We start from the raw sequence: 26,535 nt of genomic DNA, 5'->3' as shown, positions 1-26,535 counted from the left end.
TAAACTATTCAGCAAAACACGGACGGAGACCTCATGACGGACACCAACAATTCCCGCAAGCGCGCGCTGAATTATCATGAGTTCCCAAAGCCCGGAAAATTAGAAATACGCGCCACAAAGCCGATGGCAAACGGGCGCGACCTGTCGCTTGCCTATTCCCCCGGCGTCGCAGAAGCCAGCCTTGAGATCGCAAAAGATCCAGCAACTGCAAACCGTTACACCGCACGCGGAAACTTGGTGGCCGTGGTCACCAACGGCTCGGCTGTGCTTGGTTTGGGCAATATCGGCGCACTGGCCTCAAAGCCCGTGATGGAAGGCAAAGCCGTTCTCTTCAAGAAATTCGCCGATATCGACTGCTTCGATATTGAGCTAAACCAAAGCGACCCGGAAAAGTTGGCGGATATCATCTGCGCGATGGAACCAAGCTTTGGGGCCATCAATCTGGAAGACATCAAAGCCCCCGATTGTTTCATCGTTGAACAAATCTGCCGCGAACGTATGAACATCCCCGTTTTTCATGACGATCAGCACGGAACCGCAATCGTTGTGGGGGCGGCTGCGACCAACGCCTTGCAGGTTGTCGGGAAACGGTTTGATGAAATCAAAGTTGCCTCAACAGGGGGCGGGGCGGCTGGCATTGCTTGCTTGAACATGCTGCTAAAACTCGGCGTGAAACGCGAAAACGTCTTTTTGTGCGACATCGACGGCCTCGTTTATGAAGGCCGCGAAAAAGACATGACGCCCCAAAAGGCGGCCTATGCACAAGGCACGTCGCCCGCAACGCTGGATGATGTGATCGAGGGTGCGGATCTGTTTCTGGGCCTGTCAGCTCCCGGTGTTTTGACCCCGGAGATGGTGGGCAAGATGGCCAAGCAACCGATCGTCTTTGCACTTGCGAACCCAACGCCAGAGATCATGCCAGACGCGGTCCGCAAGGTGGCACCAGACGCTATCATTGCCACCGGACGTTCTGATTTCCCCAATCAAGTCAACAATGTACTGTGTTTCCCGTTCATCTTCCGGGGCGCTCTTGATGTCGGCGCAACTGAGATTAACGACGCCATGCAACTGGGGTGCATTGAAGGGATCGCAGCCTTAGCACGCGCCACAACATCAGCCGAGGCGGCCGCGGCCTATAAAGGTGAACAACTCAGCTTTGGGGCGGATTATCTGATCCCAAAACCGTTTGACCCCCGCCTGATGGGCATCGTTGCAAGCGCGGTGGCAAAAGCCGCGATGGAAAGTGGCGTGGCCACCAAACCGCTGGACGACCTTGACGTATATAAAGACCGTTTGGACGAAAGCGTGTTCCGTTCCGCCCTCATCATGCGTCCCGTCTTTGAAGCCGCCGCCACATCGGCACGCCGCATTGTCTTTGCCGAAGGGGAAAACGAAAATGTCCTGCGTGCGGCCCAAGCGATGTTGGAAGAAACCACCGACCGTCCGATTCTGATTGGCCGACCCGATGTGATCAAACGGCGGTGCGAACGGGCGGGGCTTGCGCTGCAGGCCGAGCGTGACTTTGACATTGTGAACCCTGAACGCGATGACCGGTATCGCGATTACTGGGGCAGCTACCATCAAATCATGGCCCGTCAAGGTGTGACACCCGATTTGGCCAAGGCCATTTTGCGCACCAACACCACAGCCATTGGCGCCATTATGGTGCATCGTGACGAGGCGGACAGCCTGATCTGCGGCACATTTGGTCAGTATCTCTGGCACATGAATTACATCACCCAGATCCTGGGAACGGAGGCATTGCATCCGGTCGGGGCGCTCTCTCTGATGATCCTGGAGGACGGCCCCCTCTTTATTGCAGACACACATGTCCACACCACACCAACCCCCGAGCAAATTGCCGAAACCGTCATATCCGCCGCCCGCCATGTTCGGCGTTTCGGGGTGAACCCGAAGATTTCGCTCTGCAGCTATTCACAGTTCGGCAATCATAAATGCAGCAGCGGAGAGAGTGCCCGCGCCGCCCTTGCCATTCTTGACAGCGAGCAACGTAACTTTACCTACGAGGGTGAAATGCACGTCGACGCCGCCTTGGACGAAGCTGTACGGCGCAATATTTTCCCCGACAGCCGGTTTGATGGCCCCGCCAATGTGCTGGTATTCACCAGTGCCGATGCCGCAAGCGCGGTGCGCAATACGTTGAAAGTAAAAGGAAATGGTCTAGAGGTTGGGCCGATCTTGATGGGCATGGGCAACCGCGCACATATTGTGACGCCATCCATCACCGCACGGGGCCTTTTGAACATGTCTGCCATCGCGGGAACACCCGTCGCCAAGTATGGGTGAAAAATGGGGGCCGCCTGATCTGTGGCCCCCAAATCCGTGTCACTTTTCAACCATCCGTGCGCTGCTAAAAACTGAACGCCCCTGACAGCCGTCCACCCCAAGGTTGCCACACACTGTTTCGTAGAAGGAAAGTGTGGCGCGCGGCGGCGCATGCCTGAAATTGGCCTGCCTCCGGCCCCGCGAAATCCCATTTTGAATAGGTCCAGCCCAATCGGTGTGCTGGCGCAAACCATGCGGGGTGAGTGCGCGATTCTGTTGGGCAGACCGCTGACAAATATTTGCAACAAAGGATTTGCAATTTTGCAAACTTGTCAAAATTTTCACCTCCTGCGCATAATATCAGGGAGTTTGCAAAACTTTGCAGCCAATTTCACGCCAAATTGCAAAGACTGCGCGATAAACTGCCGCGCCTCCGACCAAGACGCTTGCCCCAAAGGCAAGGCCGCGCGTAACTCTTTCCAAGGGATTTTGGAGGATATGTATCATGGCATACAAAGACGTCTACGCAGCATGGCAGGAGAACCCAGAAGCATTCTGGATGGAGGCCGCCAGCGCCATCGATTGGGACCGTGCCCCGTCAAAAGCTTTGTTTGACGAGAATGCGCCACTTTATGAATGGTTCTCAGACGGGATGCTCAATACCTGCTGGAACGCCGTGGATCGCCATGTGGAAAATGGTCGGGCCGATCAGGTTGCAATCATTTACGACAGCCCCATTACCGGCCGAAAAGACAAGATCACCTATGCCCAACTGAAAGACCGCGTGTCGCGTGTCGCCGGTGGGCTTGCGGCCAAGGGTGTGGGCAAAGGTGATCGCGTGATCATCTATATGCCAATGGTCGCCGAAGCGCTGATCGCCATGCTCGCCGTCACACGGATTGGCGCGGTGCATTCGGTTGTCTTTGGTGGGTTTGCTTCAAACGAGTTGGCGGTGCGGATCAATGATGCGACGCCCAAGGCGATCATCGCAGGCAGCTGCGGCATCGAGCCGGGCCGCATTGTGCCTTATAAACCACTGTTGGATGGCGCGATCGAACTGTCCGATCACAAACCGGATTTCACCGTGATCTTCCAGCGCGAAGAATGCGTGGCTGACATGATCCCCGGTCGTGATTTTGACTGGGCCGAGATGGAGGCCAACTCGGCCCCCGTTGATTGTCTTCCGGTTGAGGGCAACCACCCGGCCTATATCCTCTACACCTCTGGCACCACAGGCCAGCCAAAAGGCGTGATCCGCCACACTGGCGGGCACCTCGTGGCGCTGAACTGGACCATGAAAAACATCTATAATCTGGATGCTGGCGATGTGTTTTGGGCCGCCTCTGACGTGGGCTGGGTTGTTGGCCACAGCTATATTACCTATGGCCCGCTGGTACATGGCAACACCACCATCGTGTTCGAGGGAAAACCGGTTGGAACGCCGGATGCGGGCACATTCTGGCGGGTGATTTCCGAACATAATGTGAAAAGCTTCTTCACCGCCCCCACGGCCTTTCGGGCTGTGAAACGCGAGGATCCGAAGGGGGAGTTCGTAAAGAAATACGATCTCTCTTGCCTGCAACAGGTCTATCTGGCCGGCGAACGTGCTGATCCCGACACCATCGTTTGGGCGCAACAGCAATTGGGCACCCCGGTCATTGACCATTGGTGGCAGACCGAAACCGGTTATGCGATTGCCGCCAACCCTCTTGGCATTGAAGAGCTGCCCACCAAACTTGGCAGTCCCGCGGTGCCGATGCCTGGGTATGACGTGCAGATCCTTGATGAAGGCGGTCATCCGATGCCCGCAGGCGAACTTGGTGCCATTGCCATAAAACTGCCCCTTCCCCCCGGCACCCTGCCCACGCTTTGGAACGCCGAAGATCGGTATAAATCAAGCTATCTCAACGCGTTCCCCGGTTACTACGAAACGGGCGATGCCGGGTATAAAGACGAAGACGGGTATCTTTACATCATGGCGCGCACGGATGATGTGATCAACGTCGCTGGGCACCGCTTGTCCACTGGTGGGATGGAAGAGGTTCTGGCCAGCCATCCGGATGTGGCCGAATGCGCGGTGATCGGTGTGACCGACCAGTTAAAGGGGCAATTGCCGCTGGGCATGGTCTGTCTGAACGCAGGCGTTGATCGTCCGCACGAAGAGGTCAGCGCGGAATGCGTGAAGCTTGTTCGCGAGAAGATTGGCCCGGTGGCAGCGTTCAAACTCTGTATCGTCGTGGACCGTTTGCCCAAGACCCGGTCGGGTAAGATTTTGCGCGGCACCATGGTTTCAATTGCCGATGGGAAAGATTTCAAGCTACCCGCAACCATTGATGATCCGGCGATTTTGGACGAGATCGCGGACGCGCTGGCCGAGGTTGGGTATACTAAAGGTTAGGAAATATTTAAAATTCTAACTAAAAACGCCCCTAAACTGTGCTTTAGGGGCGTTTTTTGCTGGCGTATCCGTAAGAATAAAATTCTAATCAACTTTTAGGTGAAGCCCTGTTCTACAACTCGAGCCCTGTTTGACTGATTTCTCGTGCAAAAAAAAGATACATTAAAAGCAGATAGCGAACAGGATTCGACACCCGCAAAAGATCTCTGTCTTTTGAACACGTTGGTATTGGCCGACGCTGCGCAAGTCAGCCTGCTGCCCGCCACCCCTTTTGAAAACGCGGGATGCCAGCCGACCTATGCTGCAACCCTCAGTGAGGCACGCACACATCTCGAAAACGAGCGGCCCGCGATTATTTTCCTACCCCTCGTTTTGGCCGGGAAATCGACGATAGGCTTTTTAACTCAGTGCAAGTCAATGTCGCCCGCGCCCTATATGATCGTCATCGCCAGCCACGACCAGATCAATAGCGCCGCAGAGGCCATGCACGCGGGGGCATTTGACTGTCTCTTCACCCCCTTCAGCGCCGCCCGCCTTGGTCAGACAATTCTAGATGTGGTGCAAGCGTGTCGGCCCCTGGGTGTCAGCGCAGATCCCAAATATCGCCCGCAAACCCCCCCGCCGCCACCCGTAACGAGCCTTCCGGAAGACGCAACGGTGCCCGGCCAGGATCAGCACACCCAGCCCCCAACAATGGCACCCACGGTGAACATTGGCGCCTCTGCGCCTTTGTCCTATCCTCAGGTTCTTCACCCCCCGATCAACGAAGATAAACGCCCCAGCACGGCACCCGACATCTCGCCTGTCACAGCACATGACAGCCCAGATGCGCGGACCAAACTGATCGGCAACCACATCGCATTTACCACAGCCCTGCGCTTGCTTGACAGCATCGCCCCCTCCTCTGCCCCCGTGTTTTTGCGTGGTGAGGTGGGGACGGGAAAGGAACTGTTTGCTCGGGCCGTGCACGAAATGTCCAGACGCAGCAAAGACCGGTTTGTAGTGGTTGATTGCGCCGCCTTGCGCGCCGACACATTGGCATCCGACATGTTTGGCCACTTGCGCGGGGCGCACCCGGGCGCCAGCTATGACAAAATGGGCATGGCGCATTTTGCCGACGGCGGCACCCTTTATTTCGACGAGGTTTCGAACCTTGACCTGCGCGTCCAAAGCCAGCTTGTTCGATTTGTTCAATCTGGCGAGATTTTCAGGCTGGGGGATGACACCCCCACAGCGGTAGACATCCGGCTTGTCAGCTCCACTTCACATGATCCGTTGCAATTAATCGAGGATGGAATCCTCTTAAAAGATCTTTATTATCAATTGCATGTCGCCCCGATCACATTGCCCCCTCTACGTGCGCGTGGGGATGATCTGGTGGCGCTGGCCGAGTTCTTCCTGGCCGACTATGCCGCGTCGGAAAATCGGAATTTCACCTCACTCGCCCAAGAGGCCCAACAAATTTTGCGCGCGCACCATTGGCCGGGCAATGTTCATGAGCTTAAAAACACCATCTGGAATGCAGTGTTGCAACATAACGGCGATGTATTGACCCACAATATGCTGCCGGTGCTGAAGACCATTCCTCACGCTGATGCTGATAAGTCTGCGCCGTATCCAGCCAAACCCGAGAATGGCTCAGATCATCTGATCGGCCGACCCTTGGCGGAAATTGAACAGATCATTATCGAAGAAACCATTCGGGCAAATGGCGGCTCTGTCCCCAAGGCAGCTCGCATGTTAGAGGTCTCCCCCTCAACGCTCTATCGCAAACGCGAAAGCTGGCGTGCTTAAGACCCAACAGCGTGCTTGACCTATGCGGCAAGGCTTGCTTCTCTACGGCATAGAAATCAATAAATATTGGGGCTCCCATGGCTAACTCTCGTCTGTCCGGTCTACACCGGGTGTCGCGCAACGAGCGCTTGAACCGCGTCGCGCGTGAAGCCGGATTGTCCGATGACGTCACGCAAAACCTTGCCAAATTTGCACAAGCCCAAGGGGATTTGGCCGATCATTTGGCTGAAAACGTCATTGGGGTGCTGGCGGTGCCCTTGGGTGTGGCCACAAATTTAACCGTCGATGGCGAGGATGTGTTGGTGCCGATGGCGACCGAGGAAAGCTCGGTTGTGGCGGCGGTTTGCAATGGCGCACGGGCGTGCCGAGAGGCCGGAGGCGTGACCACCGAGGCCGATCCCCCCTGTATGATTGCGCAAATTCAGATCACAGATCTCGACCCCTCGGACGGGCGCACCATATTGCTGAAACACGAGGCTGAGATCCGCGAGATTTGTAATTCCTGTGATCCAATGCTGGTGAAACTGGGCGGAGGCTTGGTTGAAATCGCACCGCGCATCTTGGGTAACATGTTGGTTTTGCACCTTATTGTTGATGTTCGCGACGCGATGGGCGCCAACACCGTGAACACAATGGCCGAGGCCCTGTCCCCCCATGTCGCACGCTGGACAGGCGGCAAAATCGGCTTGCGCATCCTGTCAAACCTCGCCGACCGGCGGCTGGTGCGCGCCCGCGCAACCTGGCCTGCGTCCGGCATTGGCGCAGAAACCGTGGACGGCATTCTGGCCGCTTACGTCTTTGCCGCGACCGATCCTTACCGCGCCGCGACCCACAACAAAGGCATCATGAACGGCATTGATGCGGTGGCGTTGGCGACCGGAAATGACACCCGCGCGATAGAGGCGGGCGCGCATGCCTATGCGGCAATGCGAGACGGCGGGCAAGGCTATCATCCGCTCACACGCTACTGGAAAAACGACGCCGGGGATTTGGTCGGAGAGATCGAATTGCCGATGGCTGTAGGGATCGTCGGCGGGGCAACCCGCGCACATCCAACCGCACAATCCTCGTTAAAAATCATGGGGATAACCAACGCCGACCGTTTGGCCCGCGTGATTGCGTCGGTTGGGCTAATTCAGAACTTTTCCGCCCTGCGCGCCTTGGCCACCGAAGGGATCCAGCGCGGTCACATGTCGCTTCACGCGCGCAATGTGGCGATCACGGCAGGGGCTGTTGGCGATGAAATTGACCGGGTTGCGGATGAGATGGTCGCCCGCAAAACCGTGCGCGAAGACGTCGCGATTGAACTGTTACGAGAGGTCTGAATTTCGGCGCTGAGGCGCAAACATTTGCGTCGTCCCAATCCAAATTCCGGCAAGCACCAAGAGCGCAGACAAGAGTGTTTTCAACGCCACCCCCTCGCCCAGCAACAGCGCGCCCAGCCCAATGGCCAACACCGGAACGGACAGTTGCGCAAGCGCGCCGACACTGGCCCCCAATCGCGGTAACACATTGTACCATAAGGCATATCCAAGCCCGGATGTGACCGCGCCGGACAGGACGGCAAGCCAGATCCCGGCCGAGCTGATCGCAACATCCCCCGGTGCGACCGCCCAGCCCAAGGCCACCAATGGGACCCCGTAGGTGAAATTCCACGCGGTCGCCGCCAAGGGGTCAGATGCCCCGCGCCCAACCAAGGAATAATATCCCCATCCCACCGCTGCGAGGCCCATCAGCGCAAAGCCCATGGGGGAAATTCCAAGCCCCTCACTGGGCCACAAAAGCAAGATAAGCCCAAGTAAAGAAACGAACATTCCAATCCAACGCGCGGGTGGAACGTTCTCTTTCGCCAATACGGCGCCGGCAAACATCGTGACCTGCACGCCGCCAAATAGGATCAATGCGCCAACGCCTGCGTCCATCGACAAATAGGCAAATGAGAACCCCAAAAGATAGGCGGTCAGCGCCAAAACCGCGCCCCAGTCAGGCCGATTTATCCGCATCCTTCTGCGTAGGGAAACCACCCCCAACAACGTGACCGCCCCGGCCACCACGCGGATCAAAGCAAAGCTTGCGGGGTCCATCTCGCCCCCCAAAAGGGCCGCACGATTGAGCAGGGAATTGGCGGCAAAGGCCAACATGACGAGGGTGGTCAGGGCAAAAACCGACATGGGTTCTCCGATAAGTGAGGGCGGAAAATCTTTAAACTGTTTAAGGTTTTCACGGGCAAAACTGTAAACTCTTTAAAGGTGAAAATCGCAAATGTTTAAAGTTTTGCCCCCCTCAAAACCCATAACTTTAAAGTGTTTAAAGATGCGTTTTTGGCTTTCGCAGGACGTTTTACAGGATTTTCGCAAGATTTTCCGCGATGCACAATCAGGTGAATTGCTCGCTGATCAAACGCTCTTCCAACCCATGTCCGGGGTCAAACAAAATGTGGTGGGCAACGCAGCTGTCGGACCTGATTTCGACTGACACCACGTCGGGAACCTGTCGGCTGTCCGCATCCGCCATCACCGGGCGTTTGTCGGCTTCCAAAACATCAAACCGCACCGTGGCATTTTTTGGCAACAGCGCGCCGCGCCAGCGACGGGGGCGAAAGGCGGCCATGGCGGTCAGCGCCAAAACATCCGAGCCAATCGGCAAAATGGGCCCGTGCGCGGAATAATTATAGGCGGTGGATCCGGCGGGGGTACACAAAAGCGCACCGTCACAGACCAGTTCATCCAACCGCACGCGCCCATCAACACTGATCTGCAATTTCGCGGCCTGGGGCCCCGCGCGCAGCAAGCTGACCTCGTTGATCGCCAACGCGTGATGTACCTGCCCTGACCCGTCAACCGCGGTCATCGAAAGGGGGTTGATCACCTCTTCTTCCGCGGCAATCAGCCGTTCGACCAGCCCATCGGGGTTATATTCATTCATCAAAAACCCAACCGTGCCACAATTCATCCCATAAACGGGTGCGGGCAAATCGGGGGTGTCATGCAGGGTTTGCAACATAAAGCCATCCCCGCCAAGCGCCACAATCACGTCAGCCTTTTCAGGCGAGACATTTCCATAGCGTGCGGTCAGTTCATCCCACGCGGCCTGTGCCACCTGTGCCTCACTGGCGAGAAAAGCGATTCTCTGGCTCATGCCGGGGTTTCCTGTTCCTGTCCCTCGTTTCCGAAAGAACCACAAGTTTCGTGAAAGTGCCAGACATGGCGCGTAATTTAGGCACAAGGTCGCATTCTGGCCTTTGTCCCACGGAAAGTTTCCGATAGGAAATACCCAACATTCGTTCACACATTCACGTTCACAAGGAAAACGCGCATGTCCGACACCAAAGACCAAGGGTTCTTCACAGAATCCCTCGCCACCCGCGACCCAGAGCTTTTCGGCTCGATCACCAACGAGCTGGGCCGCCAGCGCGATGAGATCGAATTGATCGCATCCGAAAACATCGTGTCGGCCGCCGTGATGGAAGCCCAAGGGTCGGTTCTGACCAACAAATACGCCGAAGGTTACCCCGGACGCCGCTATTATGGCGGGTGCCAATATGTGGACGTGGCCGAGAACCTCGCGATTGACCGCGCCAAGGAACTCTTTGGTTGTGAGTTTGCCAATGTGCAGCCAAATTCCGGCAGCCAAGCCAACCAAGGTGTGTTTCAGGCGTTGATCAAACCCGGCGACACCATTTTGGGCATGGATCTGTCGGCAGGCGGTCACCTGACCCACGGCGCCAAGCCAAACCAGTCGGGAAAATGGTTCAACGCGGTGCATTACGGCGTGAAGAAAGAAGACAGCCTGATCGACTATGATCAGATCCAAGCCCTTGCAACCGAACATAAACCTCAGCTGATCATCGCCGGTGGCTCGGCCATTCCGCGTCAGATCGACTTTGCCAAGTTCCGCGAAATCGCGGATTCCGTGGGGGCGTTTCTGTTGGTGGACATGGCGCATTTCGCCGGTCTGGTGGCGGCGGGTGAACACCCCTCGCCGTTCCCATATGCCGACGTTGCCACCACCACCACGCATAAAACCCTGCGCGGTCCGCGTGGCGGCATGATCCTGACCAACAACGCGGATATCGCCAAGAAAGTGAACTCGGCGATCTTCCCCGGCATCCAGGGCGGGCCTTTGATGCATGTGATCGCGGCCAAGGCCGTCGCGTTCGGCGAAGCCCTGCGTCCTGAATTCAAAGCCTACCAAAAGCAAGTGCGCGCAAACGCGGTTGCCCTCGCGGATCAGTTGATGAAGGGCGGCTTGGACATCGTGTCCGGCGGCACCGACACCCACCTGATGCTGGTCGATCTGCGCCCCAAAGGCGTGACCGGCAACATCGTTGACGCCGCATTGGGTCGCGCGCATATCACCTGCAACAAAAACGGCATCCCATTTGACCCGGAAAAACCGATGGTCACCTCGGGCATTCGTCTGGGCACCCCAGCGGGCACCACACGCGGCTTCAAAGAGGCCGAGTTCCGCGAAATCGCTGACCTGATTGTCGAGGTTGTTGACGGTCTGGCCGCCAATGGCGCGGAAGGCAATGAGGCCGCAGAAGCAAGTGTACGTGGCAAAGTCGCCGCCCTTTGCGCGCGCTTCCCAATGTACCCGAACCTGTAAGTCAGGTCATGAAAAAGATCCCGTCCCCCCGCGTGTTAATCCTTGGGGGGACGGGTGTTTTTGGATCCCGATTGGCACGAATGCTGATCGAAGATGGGCGTGACGTGACGGTGACAAGCCGCAGCCTCGCCCGCGCCCAAGCTTTTACCAAAACCAATGGTGGCACACCGCTTGCGCTGGATGTCTTCACCTTGGCAGAGGCGGAACAGGAACTCTCCCGACTGAATGTCACCTGCACACACGGCTAAAGAAGTATTTGCTTCTGTTTCGTCCTTCCTTAGTGTCGCCCAAAACACTTTAGGCCGACGTATGACCCAGCACTCCACCCGCAGCACCGAAAAATCCCTAGGCCACTGGATGCGCGCGCGCCTGCCGTATGGGCTCGCAGAATTTGTGATGTTTGTGCTGAAACAGGGCTGGGCGGCGCTGTTTGGTGGCTTGATGCTGGTCGGGATCATGGTCACGAAAGCGATCTGGCAACCGGACTGGACGGTCGCGCGTTATGATGCGCTGGTGATCTATGCGGTCACCCTTCAGGCGGCCTTCCTGTATTTCAAACTGGAAAGCTGGGCCGAGGCCCGCGTGATCCTTTTGTTCCATATGTCCGGCACCTTAATGGAGATTTTCAAGATCCATATGGGCAGCTGGGCCTACCCCGAACCGGGGTTGTTGAAACTCATGGGCGTGCCGCTGTTTTCCGGCTTTATGTACGCCAGTGTCGGCAGTTTCATGGCCCGTGTGGTGCGCATTTTTGATATGCGCTTCACCCCGTTTCCGCCGTTTTGGATGCATTTCGCCCTTGCCGCCGCCATCTATCTGAACTTCTTCACCCATCATTGGATCTGGGATTTCAGATGGGTTCTGATGGGGCTGACTATGGTGCTGTATTGGCGGGTCAGGATCTGGTTTCTCATCGGGAAATATTACTGGATGCCCCTGCCCGTCGCTGCGTTTTTCTCAAGCTTTTTCCTGTGGATCGCGGAAAATGTTGGCACAAGATCAGGGACTTGGGTCTATGCTGGGGCCAAATCGATCGACTGGGCGTCTTTGACCAAAATGGGCAGTTGGTATCTGTTGCTATATGTCAGCTTTGCGACCGTGACCTTAGTCTATCAAAGCATTTTGGGTGGCCCCGCCCCTAAAGATAGCCGCGCCACACCAGCACCAACACCACCGCTGCGGCCAACACCAAAAGGCTAAACGCAAGGCCGGACAACCAGCTGACAGCGATCCCGCGGCGTCGGTCCCAAGGGTCCACATCCAGCAAATACACCTCGACCACATGGGCGGCATTTTCCAGCTCGGATGGGTTCATTTGACGGGACAATTGCGGGTGATCCATCAACGGAAGCGCCCTGATCAACAGCCCCGCGGCCTCGCGCACATGACGTGGCAACAAACGCCCGGCCCGGCGGACCTTTGCGGTGAAACCCGCGCCGCGAATGTCCAACCGCTCTTCCATCAACTGCGCAAGCCGCGCGGTTTTCACATTCAGATCCATCATCCCAACCCAGCAAAATGCCTCAGCCCCCTCTGACCTACGCGCCTCGTGCAATAGGGGTTCAACCCGCACGCGGGCCACGGTATGAGAGGCTATGCTCGATATACAAAGCCACGGCGAAGATGCCAACCACCCACCGATCCTAATTGTCCACGGCCTGTTTGGGTCCGGGCGCAATTGGGGCGTGATCGCCAAACGCCTGTCCGCTGATCGGCGTGTTGTGACCGTGGACATGCGCAATCATGGCGCCAGCCCCACGTCAGACAGCCACAGCTATTTTGATCTGGCGGATGACCTGGCCGAGGTGATCACGCATTTGGGCGGGCAAGCCGATGTGATTGGCCATTCGATGGGCGGCAAAGCCGCGATGATCCTTGCGCTGAAACACCCCGACGTGCTGCGCCGCTTGCTGGTCGCAGATATCGCGCCGGTCGGATACACACACAGCCAATCGTCACTGATTGAGGCGATGCGGGCGGTGGATTTATCCAAAGCCACCACAAGATCCGAGGCAGACGCCCAATTGGCCGCCTATGTCGACGATAAATCCATCCGCGCCTTTTTGCTGCAATCCTTGGATGTGCGCGGCAAAACATGGCGTTTGAACCTGGATGTGCTGGACCGCGAGATGGACAAGATCGTTGGCTTCCCAGACATCACTGGCCAATTCACTGGGCCCACTCTGTTTCTGGCCGGCGCAAACTCCGATTACGTGCGCCCTGAACATCGCCCCTTGATCAAATCGCTTTTCCCATCCGCGAAACAGGCCAAAATCCCCGGCGCAGGCCACTGGCTCCACGCCGAAAAGCCGCGCGAGTTTGAGGCGGCCGTGCGCACCTTCATGATCGAAACATAAACGCGCGCGCCTTTTCCTCTTTCCAAAAATATCCCGGAGCGCGAGGCAGCGCCTCGCTCCTCCCCCGTCAACAACACCCCGCCCCAAAGAAAAAACGCCCCCCAAACGGACGGCGTTTCAAGATCTTGAAATGATGGGCGCTCTAGTGCGTCCAGGCGCCACGACGGTTGGTGGCAAAGTTTTCGCCATACCCCCCGGCACGGATGTTTTGTTTGCGGGTGTGCGGCTCGTGCACAACGGCTTCAATCCCTTTGGATTTTGCAAACTCCAGCGCCGCATCTTTGCTGTCAAAGCGCAGGCGCACTTGGCTTTGCGTATCATCCGATCCGGTCCAGCCCATCAAGGGGTCCAGTTCACGCGGCGCATCGGGCGCATATTCCAAAACCCATGTTTTGGTTTTGCCAAGGCCCGAGGACATGGCGTTACGAGCGGGTTGATAGATGCGTGCACGCATATCTGATCTCCTGAAACGTCTGGGAACCTTATCACCAATGCCCCGCGCCAATTCAAGGTGGAATTGAGGATTTTTGCCTTCAAAGGCCGGCTTTTGCGGATTTGTTGTGGGAGGGGGGGCAAGAGTGGCCGCCAGCGACAACGAGGGAGCGAGGGGTGGGGTGGGTGTTTCGTTATCGCCGGCAGACCGTTCTGCTGCTTGCCCATTCAGACTAGGATGAGAATTCTTATCGCGCAACCCATAAAAACACTTTTAGTTGTGTTTTTCGTATTTTTTTTCGCCTTTTGCGTTAGTAATTTGTTAGTAATTTCAAAGCGTTAAAAATTAGTTAAGCGCGATTGACATACCGTCAATCACGCCCAACGCAATCTAGCAATCTACTAACGGTTGAGCTTTACTCACACAGTCTCAACATGGTTAAACATGCCTTAATACGCGCCCGCCGCTCAACTCACTAAAATTGGGGAGGCATCATAGCCTGAGGCCTTGAACAAGAACAAAAAGGGGTCATCTTAGGGGCGGAGGATTCGCTGATGTCTCAGACCACCCATAGTTCGCTCACCAATCCAACACAGGCCCCCACCGCGCGGCCCAAATTGGAAGGGGGGCACCCGTTTGTCATGCATTCCCCCTTTAAACCGGCAGGCGACCAGCCGACCGCGATTAAGGAATTGGTGGGCGGGTTGCACGATGGCGACCGGGATCAGGTTTTGTTGGGGGCAACCGGCACCGGCAAGACCTTTACCATGGCCAAGATCATCGAAGAAACCCAGCGCCCTGCCCTGATCCTTGCGCCCAACAAGACCTTGGCGGCGCAGTTATATGGCGAGATGAAGGGGTTTTTCCCCGACAACGCGGTGGAGTATTTCGTCAGCTATTATGACTATTACCAACCCGAAGCTTACGTTGCACGATCCGACACCTTCATTGAGAAGGAAAGCCAGATCAATGAACAGATCGACCGAATGCGCCACTCGGCCACGCGGTCTTTGCTGGAACGCGATGACGTGATCATCGTGGCCTCCGTGTCGTGCATTTACGGCATTGGTAGCCCCGAAACCTATACCGCGATGACGCAGGACATCGCGGTGGGCGAGGAATACAACCAACGATCCGTGATGAAAGATCTGGTCGCGCAGCAATATAAACGCAACGACAACGCCTTTCATCGCGGCAGTTTTCGGGTGCGCGGCGACAGTCTGGAAATCTGGCCCAGCCACCTGGAAGACCGCGGGTGGCGCCTGTCGTTTTTCGGCGAAGAGCTTGAGGCAATTACAGAATTTGACACGTTAACAGGCGCCAAAACCGACGTGCTTGAAAAGGTCCGCGTCTATGCAAACTCGCATTACGTGACCCCAACACCGACCCTGAAACAAGCGGTGGTGAATATCAAAGAAGAACTTGCCAAACGGTTGGTGGAATTTGAAGCCGACGGGAAATTGCTGGAAGCGCAACGGCTTGAGCAGCGCACCAAGTTTGACATTGAGATGATCGAGGCGTCGGGCTTTTGCTCGGGCATCGAGAACTATTCACGCTATCTGACAGGGCGCGCACCGGGCGAACCGCCCCCCACGCTTTTTGAATACATCCCCGACAACGCCATCGTTTTTGCCGATGAAAGCCATGTGTCGGTGCCGCAGATCGGCGGCATGTTCAAAGGCGACTACCGGCGGAAATTCACGCTGGCGGAACACGGGTTTCGCCTGCCGTCCTGCATGGACAATCGCCCACTGAAGTTTGAGGAATGGGACGCGATGCGCCCGCAGTCGGTGTTTGTCTCGGCCACGCCCAGTTCGTGGGAATTGGAGCAGACCGGCGGCGTGTTTGCCGAACAGGTGATCCGCCCCACCGGATTGCTCGACCCCGTTATCGAAATCCGCCCGGTGGACACACAGGTCGATGATCTGCTGGACGAAGTGCAGAAAATGGCCAAAGAGGGCTATCGCACGTTGGTCACCACGCTGACCAAACGCATGGCCGAAGATCTGACCGAATATATGCACGAACAGGGCATTCGCGTGCGCTATATGCACTCGGATATCGACACGTTGGAACGCATTGAAATCCTGCGCGATTTACGGCTGGGCGCCTTTGACGTGCTGATTGGCATCAACCTTTTGCGCGAGGGATTGGACATTCCGGAATGCGGATTGGTCGCGATCTTGGATGCGGATAAAGAAGGGTTCCTGCGCTCTGAAACCTCGCTTGTGCAGACCATTGGACGGGCGGCGCGAAACGCCGAAGGGCGCGTGATCATGTACGCCGACCGGATCACCGGGTCGATGGAACGCGCGATGAATGAAACCGAACGTCGGCGTGAAAAACAACACGCTTACAACGAACTGCATGGAATTACGCCCGAAACAATCAAGAAAAACGTAGATGATGTTTTGGCCGGGCTGTATGAAGGCGACGTGGATATGAACCGCGTGACGGCCACCATTGATAAGCCATTGATGGGGGACAACCTGATTGCGCATCTCGAGGGGCTTCGGGCGCAAATGCGCAAAGCCGCTGAGAACCTTGAATTTGAAGAGGCCGCCCGCCTGCGCGATGAAGTACATCGGTTGGAGGCCGTTGAACTGGCCATCGCAGATGACCCCATGGCCCGCCAATCGGCGATTGAGGCGGCGGCGGACCCCAAAGGGCGATCCACAGCAGGAAAACCCGGACAACGGGCCGGTCGTGGCAAGAGATAGGAAAGCACATGAAACTGTTACGTTACGGCCCAAAAGGGCAGGAAAAACCAGGACTATTGGACGGCGACGGGCAGGTCCGTGACCTGTCGGGCCATTTGGATGACCTCACCGGGGGGGCCCTTTCGGATGCGGCGCTGGCGATCCTTGCAGATCTTGACCCGAAGACATTGCCGGTGGTGATACCGGACCGGATTGGCCCCTGTGTTGGGCATGTGGGCAAGTTCATTTGCATCGGCTTGAACTATTCCGATCACGCGGCGGAAGCCGGCATGGAGGTGCCACCAGAGCCAGTGATTTTCGCCAAGGCCACCTCGGCCATTTGCGGGCCTAATGACGCCGTGGAAATCCCACGCGGCGCAGTGAAAACCGATTGGGAAGTGGAGCTGGGCGTGGTGATTGGCACCCGAGCAAAATACATCACCGAGGCGGATGCGCTAGACCATGTGGCGGGCTATTGTGTGGTCAATGACATCTCGGAACGTGACTTTCAGATCCAGCGTGCGGGGCAATGGACCAAGGGCAAATCCCATGACACTTTTGGCCCGATCGGTCCCTATTTGGTGACGCGCGACGAGGTGCCGGATCCGCAGGCGCTGCGTCTGACGTTGGACGTGAACGGCACGCGGGTTCAGGAGGGTTCCACCGCCACCATGGTCTATGGTGTGGCCCATGTGGTGGCCTATCTGTCACAGTTCATGACGCTGGAACCCGGCGACATTATTTCCACCGGAACGCCCCCCGGCGTGGGCATGGGGATGACCCCGCAACAGTTTCTTTCAGAGGGGGACGAAATGGTGCTGGAGGTCGAAGGTCTGGGGCAGCAACGCCTTAAGGTGACGCGAGCCTGAACGATCAACCCATTGATATTCATTCAATAAATCGGCGCGATCAAAATTCTTGCGCAGGGCGATGAAAGTTGCAACAGTTTACGGACTGTTCAAACCAACATGATCGCTGCTGGAAAATGCCCCGAATGACCGCCCATATTGAAAAGGTGATGGAGATCACCCAGTCCTCTGCGGCGGCCCGGTCCCGGCTGGCGGCAAGCTGGCAGAGGTCTGCGTCAAAACATGGGCTGGACCCCGGCGAGGCCCGCGCGCCAGAGCGGGTTGACGGGCGCGAGTTACACCACCGGATTGCCGGCTTTGATCGGTTCATGACCGTCGCCGCCCCACGTCTGGATCACCTCTTTTCCATGGTTGGACAATCAGGGTGCGCGGTGCTTTTGACCGATGCCGAAGGGGTGGTGCTGGATCAGCGCATTTCTGAAGCCGACGCGCCGATCTTTGAACGCTGGGGGCTGTGTACCGGCGCGGATTGGAGCGAGGAACGCGAGGGGACCAATGGCATTGGCACCTGCCTGACGGAACAACGCCGCATTATCATCCACCGGGACGAACATTTTCTGGCGCGCAACACCGCGATGAGCTGTATCGACGCGCCGATTTATGGATGTGACGGACAGATTGTTGGCGCGCTCGATGTCTCATCCGCCCGCGCCGATCAGACCGAAGGGTTCAACCGGTTGATCGCAGCCCAAGTCGCGCAAACCGCACGTTCGATCGAAGAGGCGCATTTTCGGGCGGCCTTTTCAAGCACGCGCATTGTGGTCGCGGAAAGTGATGACACCCAAGCCGCCACCCTGTTGGCGATTGACGACCATGATTTGGTGGTTGGCGCCACACGCGAGGCGCGCCGGGTGTTTGGGTTGGACGCCAAAGGCGCGCTGCAACCGCGTCCGGCCAGCGATATTCTGATGCGAGAGGGTGGTGCGACCCCCGGCCCCACCGGATTTGAGAAAGCAGAACGTGCCGCTGTGATCCGGGCCTTGGCGCGTGCGGATGGCAATGTTTCGCAAGCGGCCCGCCAGCTGGGTGTGGCGCGTGCCACGCTGTATCGGCGCATGAAACGTCTGGGGTTGGACGACCTTTAACAAAACGCATCACAACTGTCTCAGGAGTGAGACACCGTGCTTTTCCCACCCTCGCAGGGGGGCTGGTGTCCTGCACGCGCTTTGTCATTCTTCGTGCAACCGGGTGGAGGACCCGGACCAACGGAGGAAACCCCATGAATGAGATGACAAAAACCGAGGGCACCTATACGTCCCCTTTCAAGTCGCGATATGACAATTTTATCGGCGGCGGCTTTGTCGCCCCGGTGAATGGCCGCTATTTCGACAATGTGACGCCGATCACCGGCGCGGTTGTGACCGAAGTGGCGCGATCAGACGGTGCGGATGTTGAACTGGCGTTGGATGCGGCGCATGCGGCGAAAGAGGCATGGGGGAAAACCTCCGCCGCCGAACGGTCCAACACGCTGTTGAAAATCGCCGACCGGATTGAGGAAAATCTGGAGCTGATCGCGACCGCAGAAACCTGGGACAACGGCAAACCCATCCGCGAAACCATGGCCGCCGACATTCCGCTGGCCGTGGATCATTTCCGTTATTTTGCGGGTGTATTGCGCGGACAAGAGGGCAATATGTCCGAGATTGACGCCGACACTGTGGCCTATCACTATCACGAACCTTTGGGCGTTGTCGGGCAGATCATCCCGTGGAACTTCTCAATCCTGATGGCGGCGTGGAAGCTGGCCCCGGCGCTGGCGGCGGGCAATTGTGTGGTGCTGAAACCGGCGGAACAGACCCCGGCGGCAATCATGGTTCTGGCCGAGCTGATCGCGGATCTTTTGCCCGGCGGGGTTTTGAACATCGTGAACGGCTACGGCGCCGAGGTGGGCGCACCACTTGCGAAATCGCCACGCATCGCCAAGATCGCCTTTACCGGATCCACCGAAACCGGCCGGATGATCATGAAATATGCCACCGAAAACCTGATCCCTGTGACGTTGGAATTGGGCGGCAAATCCCCCAACATCTTCTTCTCAGACGTGATGGCCGAGGATGACGCCTATCTGGACAAAGCGGTCGAAGGCTTTGTTTTGTTTGCCTTTAACCAAGGCGAGGTCTGCACCTGCCCGTCGCGTGCGCTGATCCAGGAAGACATTTATGACGAGTTCATTGCCCGCTGTATCAAACGGGTCGAAGCCATCATCCAGGGCGATCCGCGCGACATGGCAACCATGGTGGGCGCACAGGCCAGCCAAGAACAGCAAGATAAGATCATGTCGTACCTGAACATCGGTCGCGAAGAAGGCGCCGAAGTGCTGGTCGGCGGGGACGCTGCGCGGTTTAACGGTGATCTTTCAAACGGGTATTACATCCAACCAACGATCCTGAAGGGCCACAATAAGATGCGTGTGTTCCAAGAGGAAATCTTTGGCCCCGTTGTCTCTGTGACCACCTTCAAGACCGAGGAAGAGGCGTTAGAACTGGCCAATGACACGATGTACGGGCTGGGCGCGGGTGTGTGGTCGCGCGATGCAAACCGTTGTTATCGCTTTGGGCGCGGCGTCGAAGCTGGCCGCGTTTGGGTCAACAACTATCACGCCTATCCGGCGCATGCCGCCTTTGGCGGATACAAGCAATCCGGCATCGGTCGCGAAAACCACAAGATGATGTTGGATCATTATCAACAAACCAAAAATATGCTGGTCAGCTATAACCCCAACAAACTGGGGTTCTTCTGATCACATCCCCGATCTGTCCCCTCATTCCTCACGGGGATGGATTGGGATTTATTTTGACCGAAACATTGACCGTGCCCTTTACGGGGCGCGGTCGCCGTCTGTCTGGGCTTTGGCCGCAAGCCATGTTCGAAACGCAGACAGCGCTGGATACTCCTCCGACAATTCGGGCCACACCAGATAATAGGCCCCCGTGGACACCGGTTGCGTGTCGGGCAGAACGACCAAATCCCCGCGCTTAAGCTCTTGGATCACAAGGTAATTTGGCATCAACGCCACCCCCAACCCGGCTTGGGCCGCGCGTAGCATTGTGGCGAATTGATCAACCACCATGGCGGGGCGGCCGGGATCATCCCACCCTTGTGCGTCCGCCCATTGCGCCCAGGCTTTTGGCCGGGTTTCAAGCTGCAGCCGGGGTAAATCCTGCGGGTCGGTGCCTTGCAACAACTCCGGGGCCACCACCGCCAAGGCCTGTTCATCCCACAGTTTCTGGGCCTGCGTGCCCGGCCAGTTGTCTTGCCCAAAATGAATGGCGCCGTGAAAGTTTTCCTTGGCAAAATCAAAGACCTGCGTCCGCGTTGACATGTTCAAAGTGATGCCACTGTTGCCCTGCAAAAACTCTGGCAAACGCGGGGCCAGCCAATGCGTGCCAAAGCTGGGAAGGATCGCAAGGTTCAAAGCACCGCCATCCGGGTTGGCCTGAAGCGCAATTGTCGCGTTAGAGATCTGCGCCAGTGCCGCGCGTATATCGCGCACATATCGTGTGCCATGATCGGTCAATTGCAACCGTTTCCGGTCCCGTTCAAACAGCGGCGTGTTCACCAGCGCTTCGAGCTTTTGCAGCTGACGGCTGACCGCGCTTTGCGTCAAATCCAACTCATGTGCTGCCTCGGTCACTGACCCCAATCTGGCCACGGCCTCAAAGGCGGCAAGGGTCGACAGCGGCGGAAGAAAACGTCGGGCACGGGTCATGGCAACCTCCTTTCATTCCATAATGGAATGATATGATACCCGAATATCGCTTTTATTGGGGAAATGACAGGGTATATCATGCCCAAATGATATAAACCAAGCCAAAGGCCTTTACCATGTCAACCTCCCTCCCCCCCCAATCGCGCCCTGAATTGTCCGGCTTTGCCTGGGATGATGCGTTCTTGATGGAGGACCAGCTTTTGGAAGACGAGCGCATGATCCGCGATGCGGCGCGCGCTTATGCTGAGGATAAGTTGCAGCCCCGCGTCACCGACGCCTTTGCACGCGAAGAAACCGACCCGGAGATTTTCCGCGAGATGGGCGAAATGGGCCTGTTGGGCACCACCATCCCCGAGGCGTATGGCGGCATTGGCGCGTCCTATGTCACCTATGGTTTGGTCGCGCGCGAGGTGGAGCGGGTGGACAGCGGGTACCGGTCAATGATGTCGGTGCAATCGTCTTTGGTGATGTACCCGATTTACGCTTACGGCACGGAAGAACAACGGAAAAAATACCTTCCCAAACTGGCATCTGGCGAGTTTATTGGCTGTTTTGGCCTGACCGAACCCGACGCAGGGTCCGATCCTGGCGGCATGAAAACCACCGCGAAAAAAGTGGACGGTGGCTATGTTTTGAACGGGTCGAAAATGTGGATTTCCAACGCGCCGATTGCCGATGTGTTTGTGGTCTGGGCGAAATCTGACGCCCACGACGGCAAGATCAAAGGCTTTGTTTTGGATAAGGGCACCAAGGGGCTCAGCGCGCCAAAAATCGAGGGCAAACAGTCATTGCGCGCCTCGATCACCGGTGAAATTGTGATGAAAGATGTGGAAGTTGGCGAGGATGCTTTGCTGCCGGATGTGTCTGGTTTGAAAGGCCCGTTTGGCTGTCTGAACCGCGCACGTTACGGCATTGCCTGGGGCGCGATGGGCGCGGCCGAGGCGTGCTGGCACGCGGCCCGTCAGTATGGATTGGACCGCAAACAATTCGGTAAACCATTGGCACAAATGCAACTTTTCCAGTTGAAGCTGGCAAATATGCAAACCGAAATCAGCCTGGGCCTGCAAGCCGCCCTGCGCGTTGGCCGCCTGATGGACGAGGCAAAAGCAGCGCCCGAAATGGTCAGCCTGATCAAGCGCAACAACTGCGGCAAGGCGCTGGAAGTCGCCCGTCATGCGCGTGATATGCACGGCGGCAACGGGATTTCACAGGACTTCGGCGTGATCCGCCATATGGTCAACCTTGAAACCGTGAACACCTATGAAGGCACCCACGATGTACACGCCCTGATCTTGGGGCGCGCGCAAACCGGGTTGCAGGCGTTTTATTAAGTATTTTCGCTAAAGGAGCGGCCAATGGATCGCGCAGATATAGTTGACAACGCCTTTCGCACACGGGTCGCCGCCGGGGATTTCCCACCCGGCGCACCCACCTCTGGACCTTTGACGGCAACCGAGGCTGTGGCGATTTTTCGCGCGCAATGTTTAAGCCGCAACCTTGATCGCCGTTCGCGCAAAATGCAGGCGGCGGGCGAAGGGTATTACACCATTGGATCCTCTGGTCACGAAGGCATGGCGGCGGTGGCGGCGGCCCTTCGCCCCAGTGACATGGCGTTTTTACACTACCGCGATGGGGCGTTTCAGACGATGCGATCCGCGCAGGTTCCCGGCACCACACCCGCCTGGGATATGCTGTTGAGCTTTGCGACATCCAGCGAGGATCCCATTTCGGGTGGTCGTCATAAGGTGTTGGGTTCAAAGGCACTTTCGATCCCGCCACAAACATCGACCATTGCGAGCCACCTGCCCAAAGCGGTTGGGGCGGCCTATTCCATCGGGCTTGGAAAGCGGCACATATGCGCGCATAAGCAGATCCCTGACGATGGGATTGTGATGTGTTCCTTTGGCGACGCGTCCTCGAACCACTCGACCGCGCAAGGGGCGATTAACACCGCCTGCTGGACGTCTTATCAATCGGTACCCCTGCCGCTTTTGTTTGTCTGTGAGGACAACGGGATTGGCATTTCCACCCGCACGCCGGGGGGCTGGGTGGCGGCCAATTACGCCCAGAAACCGGGGTTGAAATACTTCACGGCCAATGGGCTGGACCTTTATGACAGCTACCGCGTCGCGCGCGAGGCGGCGGACTATGTGCGCAGCCGCAAGAAACCCGCCTTTTTGCATCTGAATTTGGTGCGACTTTACGGCCATGCGGGGTCAGACATGCAGCAGAGCTATCTGACGAAAGACATCTTTGAGGGCTGGGAAGCGGATGATCCTTTGCTGCATTCCGCGCGGCTTTTGATCCAGCATGGGGCGCTGACGGCGGATGAGGTTTTGGCGATTTATCAACAGGCTGAGGATCAATGCACCCGCGTGGCAGAGGAAGTGATCACGCGACCTCGGTTGAAAACTGCAGGCGATGTAATGGCATCGATTGTTCCGCCCAAGCGCAGTTGCACGCCCACAAACGGGCCGTCACCCAAAGCGCGCGAAGAGGTTTTCGGTAGCGATATCAAACAGATGGACAACCCTCAACCGATGTCTCGCCTGTTGAATTGGGCGCTGACCGATCTGATGCTGGAACATGGCGAGATCGCGATGATGGGCGAAGATGTGGGGCGCAAAGGCGGCGTTTATGGCGTAACCCAAAAGCTGGTGGATCGCTTTGGCCCCGACCGGATGATCGACACGCTGTTGGACGAGCAGAGCATTTTGGGGCTGGCGATTGGCATGGCACATAACGGGTTTATCCCAATGCCCGAGATCCAGTTTCTGGCCTATTTGCACAACGCCGAGGATCAATTGCGCGGCGAGGCGGCGACCCTGCCGTTCTTCTCAAACGGGCAATTTACCAACCCGATGGTGTTGCGCATCGCCGGGCTGGGCTATCAAAAGGGGTTTGGCGGACATTTCCACAATGACAACTCCTTGGCCGTTTTGCGTGACATTCCGGGGCTGATTATTGCCTGCCCTTCACGCGGGGATGAGGCGGCGATGATGATGCGCGAATGCGTGCGCTTGGCGCGAGAAGAGGCGCGTGTGGTGGTGATGGTGGAACCCATCGCGCTTTATCCGATGCGCGATTTGATGGATGAGAAAGACGGCGGCTGGATGGCGACGTATCCTGCCCCTGACCGACGGATTGGATTGGGTGAGGTGGGCGTGCATGGCGATGGCCCCTTGGCGATCCTGACCTATGGCAATGGGCGCTATTTGTCGACGCAAGCCGCGTTGGATCTGGCGGATGAGGGCATTGAAACCCGCATAATTGACATGCGTTGGCTCGCGCCTTTGCCTGCCGAGGGAACTCTGCAAACCCTTGAAGGGTCAGAGAAAATCTTGATTGTGGATGAATGTCGCAGCACCGGAAGTCAGTCTGAGGCTTTGATGGCATTGCTTGCGGAAAAGACCACCCTGCCCCACGCGCGCATTGCCGCGGAGGACAGCTTTATCGCCACCGGCCCGGCCTATGCCGCCACCATGCCGTCGCGAACGTCCATCGCAAACGCCGCCAGAAAACTGTGGAGCGCATCATGACAGATCGTAAGCAAACTGCCGTGGTCGTCGCCCCAGGGCGCGGCACCTATAACCGGGACGAACTGGGGTATTTCGCCCGTCATCACCCGGACCAACGCGCGTTGATGGCGCGGTTTGACGCATTTCGGCAGGGCATGGGACAAGAGGCCCTGTCCGCACTCGACGGGGCCGAGCGCTTTTCCGGGGCAATCCACACGCGCGGCGACAATGCCAGCGGGTTGATCCACGCCTGTGCTTACGCGGATTTTCTGGCCATTGACCGGGCTCGTTTCGATATTCTTGCGGTCACCGGCAACTCGATGGGCTGGTATATCGCGCTGGCGTGCGCGGGGGCGCTGGATGCGATGGGCGGGCTTGAGGTGGTCAACACCATGGGCACGCTGATGCACGAACATATGATTGGCGGGCAGCTGATTTACCCCTTTGTTGATGACGATTGGCGGGAAATCCCCGGTGCGCGCGCCGGGATTGCGGGCAAAATCGCCGAGATCAACGCCCGCGCCGATCACCATCTGGCGCTTTCAATTGATCTGGGTGGCATGTTGGTTCTGGCTGGCAATGAAAAAGGGTTGGCCGCGTTTGAGGCGGAGATGCCCGTGGTTCAGTCCCGATACCCGATGCGCCTGCCCGGTCACGCGGCGTTTCACACAACGCTTCAGACCCCGGTTGCCGCAGCGGGGCAAGCGCGGCTTGGGCAAGATCTGTTTGCCGGGCCGAAGCTGTCCATGATCGACGGGCGCGGTGCCATTTGGTCGCCAAAATCAACGGATCCTGCTGGGTTACGCGGCTATACCTTGGGCCATCAGGTCACTGAACCCTATGATTTTGCGAGCGCATTACGGGTTGCCGCGCGCGAGTTCATGCCAGATGTGTTTATTGTGCTTGGTCCGGGCAGCACCTTGGGTGGGGCCGTGGCGCAAAGCCTTTTGGCGGCAAACTGGCGCGGGATGGGGTCGAAATCCGACTTTAAAGCGGCCCAGAACAGCCAGCCGCGGATCGCCTCGATGGGAATCGAGGATCAGCGCAAATGGGTCACGGGGTAAAGCTTTCCTCATCCAATGTGCGTATTTGCAAATAACTATGGGGCAAAACGCGCCCCACGGTGTCAAGCCCCGACATAATCGCGGGTCTGTTGTGCGCAGATGCACAGGTGAAGTTCCGCTGTCCTTCCCCATCTGAGGTGGGAAAGGAAAAGACCATGACTGATATGACACACCCGCAAACCACAACGCGTTCGACCCCGATGCCGGAAGCCATGCGTGTTTTGTTGCAGGATTATCCGCGCGACAGCTGGCAGGCACATCCGGGGTTTCATGAGAACACCCGCCACTGGCTTGGCGCCCATCAGATGTTTCGCCAATTGGGCGAGCTGGTGCAGCGCGAGGCAGAAACCTATTTGGACAAGGGCCGGTCAGATGACACATTTGCCGCGCATCTGTCCTATTACGGCGATGCTTTGGTCCGAAATTTGCATGGGCATCATGGCTGGGAAGATCACAGCTATTTTCCGGAACTCTGCGCAGCCGACCCTCGGTTCGAGGCGGGGCTTGAGATCCTGGAGCAGGACCACGCAGATTTGGACGCGGTGCTGGATCGGTTCACCCGCGCGGCCAACCGGACCATTCAGTTGATCCAGCTTGACCCGGCCGCTGTGCGCGCTGAGGTGGGTGGGCTTCATACTGAGGCAAAGGCGATCAACGCCTTTCTTGCCCGCCATCTTGGCGATGAAGAGGATCTGGCGGTGCCGATCATCCTGCATCATCGCTTGCGCGGATAACTCAACGCGGGTCTGGACAAAGTGCCGGACCCGCACCGAAAACGGGGGCATCGGCGACGATCTGAC

21 protein-coding genes are annotated in these 26,535 nt (G+C 57.4%); 16 read left to right on the top strand and 5 right to left on the bottom strand.

Going from position 1 to position 26,535, the window contains the following annotated elements; translation table 11 throughout:
- The first annotated feature begins 33 nt into the window (after positions 1 to 33).
- The 4 genes from KKW20_RS02390 to KKW20_RS02375 all read left to right on the top strand — a co-directional run bounded on the left by KKW20_RS02390 (position 34) and on the right by KKW20_RS02375 (position 7,803).
- Positions 34 to 2,307, top strand: a complete 2,274-nt coding sequence (locus KKW20_RS02390) for an NADP-dependent malic enzyme (RefSeq protein ID WP_214565734.1) — start codon at positions 34 to 36, stop codon at positions 2,305 to 2,307.
- 484 nt (positions 2,308 to 2,791) lie between these two features.
- Entirely contained in the window at positions 2,792 to 4,684 is a 1,893-nt protein-coding gene (locus KKW20_RS02385; RefSeq protein WP_214565733.1) for a propionyl-CoA synthetase, read from the top strand.
- Between the two features lie 144 nt (positions 4,685 to 4,828).
- The gene (locus KKW20_RS02380; protein WP_214565732.1) at positions 4,829 to 6,478 is read left to right on the top strand and encodes a sigma-54-dependent transcriptional regulator; all 1,650 of its coding nucleotides are present in this window, start codon (positions 4,829 to 4,831) and stop codon (positions 6,476 to 6,478) included.
- Between the two features lie 77 nt (positions 6,479 to 6,555).
- Positions 6,556 to 7,803, top strand: a complete 1,248-nt coding sequence (locus KKW20_RS02375) for a hydroxymethylglutaryl-CoA reductase, degradative (protein WP_214565731.1) — start codon at positions 6,556 to 6,558, stop codon at positions 7,801 to 7,803.
- Here the strand turns inward: KKW20_RS02375 and KKW20_RS02370 are convergent.
- Both KKW20_RS02370 and KKW20_RS02365 read right to left on the bottom strand, forming a co-directional pair.
- Complete coding sequence (locus KKW20_RS02370) at positions 7,789 to 8,649, bottom strand: DMT family transporter (protein WP_214565730.1); 861 nt, start codon at positions 8,647 to 8,649, stop codon at positions 7,789 to 7,791. The two genes, KKW20_RS02375 and KKW20_RS02370, sit on opposite strands and share 15 nt — an antisense overlap.
- A gap of 205 nt (positions 8,650 to 8,854) precedes the next feature.
- Positions 8,855 to 9,616: an NAD kinase gene (locus KKW20_RS02365; protein WP_214565728.1), complete on the bottom strand. Its 762-nt coding sequence runs from the start codon at positions 9,614 to 9,616 to the stop codon at positions 8,855 to 8,857.
- A 177-nt stretch (positions 9,617 to 9,793) separates the two neighbouring features.
- Between KKW20_RS02365 and glyA the strand changes: the two genes are divergently transcribed.
- The 3 genes from glyA to KKW20_RS02350 all read left to right on the top strand — a co-directional run bounded on the left by glyA (position 9,794) and on the right by KKW20_RS02350 (position 12,286).
- Positions 9,794 to 11,086, top strand: a complete 1,293-nt coding sequence (glyA, locus tag KKW20_RS02360) for a serine hydroxymethyltransferase (RefSeq protein WP_214565726.1) — start codon at positions 9,794 to 9,796, stop codon at positions 11,084 to 11,086.
- 8 nt (positions 11,087 to 11,094) lie between these two features.
- Positions 11,095 to 11,334 (top strand): NAD-dependent epimerase/dehydratase family protein, encoded by a 240-nt coding sequence (locus KKW20_RS02355; protein ID WP_214565724.1) that lies wholly within the window; start codon positions 11,095 to 11,097, stop codon positions 11,332 to 11,334.
- Between the two features lie 61 nt (positions 11,335 to 11,395).
- On the top strand, positions 11,396 to 12,286 hold the full coding sequence (locus KKW20_RS02350) for a DUF817 domain-containing protein (RefSeq protein ID WP_246534395.1): 891 nt from the start codon (positions 11,396 to 11,398) through the stop codon (positions 12,284 to 12,286).
- Here KKW20_RS02350 and KKW20_RS02345 read toward each other — a convergent pair.
- Positions 12,225 to 12,590: a hypothetical protein gene (locus KKW20_RS02345; protein WP_214565722.1), complete on the bottom strand. Its 366-nt coding sequence runs from the start codon at positions 12,588 to 12,590 to the stop codon at positions 12,225 to 12,227. The two genes, KKW20_RS02350 and KKW20_RS02345, sit on opposite strands and share 62 nt — an antisense overlap.
- 91 nt (positions 12,591 to 12,681) lie before the next feature.
- Here KKW20_RS02345 and KKW20_RS02340 point away from each other — a divergent pair, with 91 nt between their 5' ends.
- Positions 12,682 to 13,443: an alpha/beta fold hydrolase gene (locus KKW20_RS02340; protein WP_214565720.1), complete on the top strand. Its 762-nt coding sequence runs from the start codon at positions 12,682 to 12,684 to the stop codon at positions 13,441 to 13,443.
- Positions 13,444 to 13,585: 142 nt separating this feature from the next.
- On the opposite strand, the gene KKW20_RS02335 is transcribed toward KKW20_RS02340, so the two are convergent.
- Positions 13,586 to 13,897, bottom strand: a complete 312-nt coding sequence (locus KKW20_RS02335; RefSeq protein ID WP_214565718.1) for an ETC complex I subunit — start codon at positions 13,895 to 13,897, stop codon at positions 13,586 to 13,588.
- Positions 13,898 to 14,430: 533 nt separating this feature from the next.
- On the opposite strand from KKW20_RS02335, the gene uvrB reads away from it, so the two are divergent.
- The 4 genes from uvrB to adh all read left to right on the top strand — a co-directional run bounded on the left by uvrB (position 14,431) and on the right by adh (position 20,184).
- Positions 14,431 to 16,596 (top strand): excinuclease ABC subunit UvrB, encoded by a 2,166-nt coding sequence (gene uvrB / locus KKW20_RS02330; protein ID WP_214565716.1) that lies wholly within the window; start codon positions 14,431 to 14,433, stop codon positions 16,594 to 16,596.
- 8 nt (positions 16,597 to 16,604) lie between these two features.
- Positions 16,605 to 17,444 (top strand): fumarylacetoacetate hydrolase family protein, encoded by an 840-nt coding sequence (locus tag KKW20_RS02325; protein ID WP_214565715.1) that lies wholly within the window; start codon positions 16,605 to 16,607, stop codon positions 17,442 to 17,444.
- Between the two features lie 116 nt (positions 17,445 to 17,560).
- Positions 17,561 to 18,529: a GAF domain-containing protein gene (locus tag KKW20_RS02320; protein ID WP_214565714.1), complete on the top strand. Its 969-nt coding sequence runs from the start codon at positions 17,561 to 17,563 to the stop codon at positions 18,527 to 18,529.
- 134 nt (positions 18,530 to 18,663) lie between these two features.
- Positions 18,664 to 20,184 (top strand): aldehyde dehydrogenase, encoded by a 1,521-nt coding sequence (gene adh, locus KKW20_RS02315; protein ID WP_214565713.1) that lies wholly within the window; start codon positions 18,664 to 18,666, stop codon positions 20,182 to 20,184.
- A 78-nt stretch (positions 20,185 to 20,262) separates the two neighbouring features.
- Here adh and KKW20_RS02310 read toward each other — a convergent pair whose 3' ends face one another.
- Entirely contained in the window at positions 20,263 to 21,153 is an 891-nt protein-coding gene (locus KKW20_RS02310) for a LysR substrate-binding domain-containing protein (protein WP_214565712.1), read from the bottom strand.
- A gap of 116 nt (positions 21,154 to 21,269) precedes the next feature.
- Here KKW20_RS02310 and KKW20_RS02305 point away from each other — a divergent pair, with 116 nt between their 5' ends.
- From KKW20_RS02305 to KKW20_RS02290, 4 genes are all read left to right on the top strand, one after another.
- Entirely contained in the window at positions 21,270 to 22,484 is a 1,215-nt protein-coding gene (locus KKW20_RS02305; protein WP_214565711.1) for an acyl-CoA dehydrogenase, read from the top strand.
- Between the two features lie 24 nt (positions 22,485 to 22,508).
- The gene (locus tag KKW20_RS02300; RefSeq protein ID WP_214565710.1) at positions 22,509 to 24,692 is read left to right on the top strand and encodes a dehydrogenase E1 component subunit alpha/beta; all 2,184 of its coding nucleotides are present in this window, start codon (positions 22,509 to 22,511) and stop codon (positions 24,690 to 24,692) included.
- Positions 24,689 to 25,735: an ACP S-malonyltransferase gene (locus KKW20_RS02295; RefSeq protein WP_214565708.1), complete on the top strand. Its 1,047-nt coding sequence runs from the start codon at positions 24,689 to 24,691 to the stop codon at positions 25,733 to 25,735. The genes KKW20_RS02300 and KKW20_RS02295 overlap by 4 nt, the downstream gene beginning before the upstream one ends.
- Positions 25,736 to 25,890: 155 nt before the next feature.
- Positions 25,891 to 26,469, top strand: a complete 579-nt coding sequence (locus KKW20_RS02290) for a hemerythrin domain-containing protein (protein WP_246534394.1) — start codon at positions 25,891 to 25,893, stop codon at positions 26,467 to 26,469.
- Positions 26,470 to 26,535: the final 66 nt, after the last annotated feature.

The sequence above is a fragment of the Aliiroseovarius lamellibrachiae genome (genome assembly GCF_018599245.1).
Taxonomy (GTDB): Bacteria; Pseudomonadota; Alphaproteobacteria; order Rhodobacterales; family Rhodobacteraceae; genus Aliiroseovarius; species Aliiroseovarius lamellibrachiae.
The sequence above is the reverse complement of the archived record's forward strand: the minus strand, read 5'-3'. Positions and strand labels throughout refer to the sequence as shown.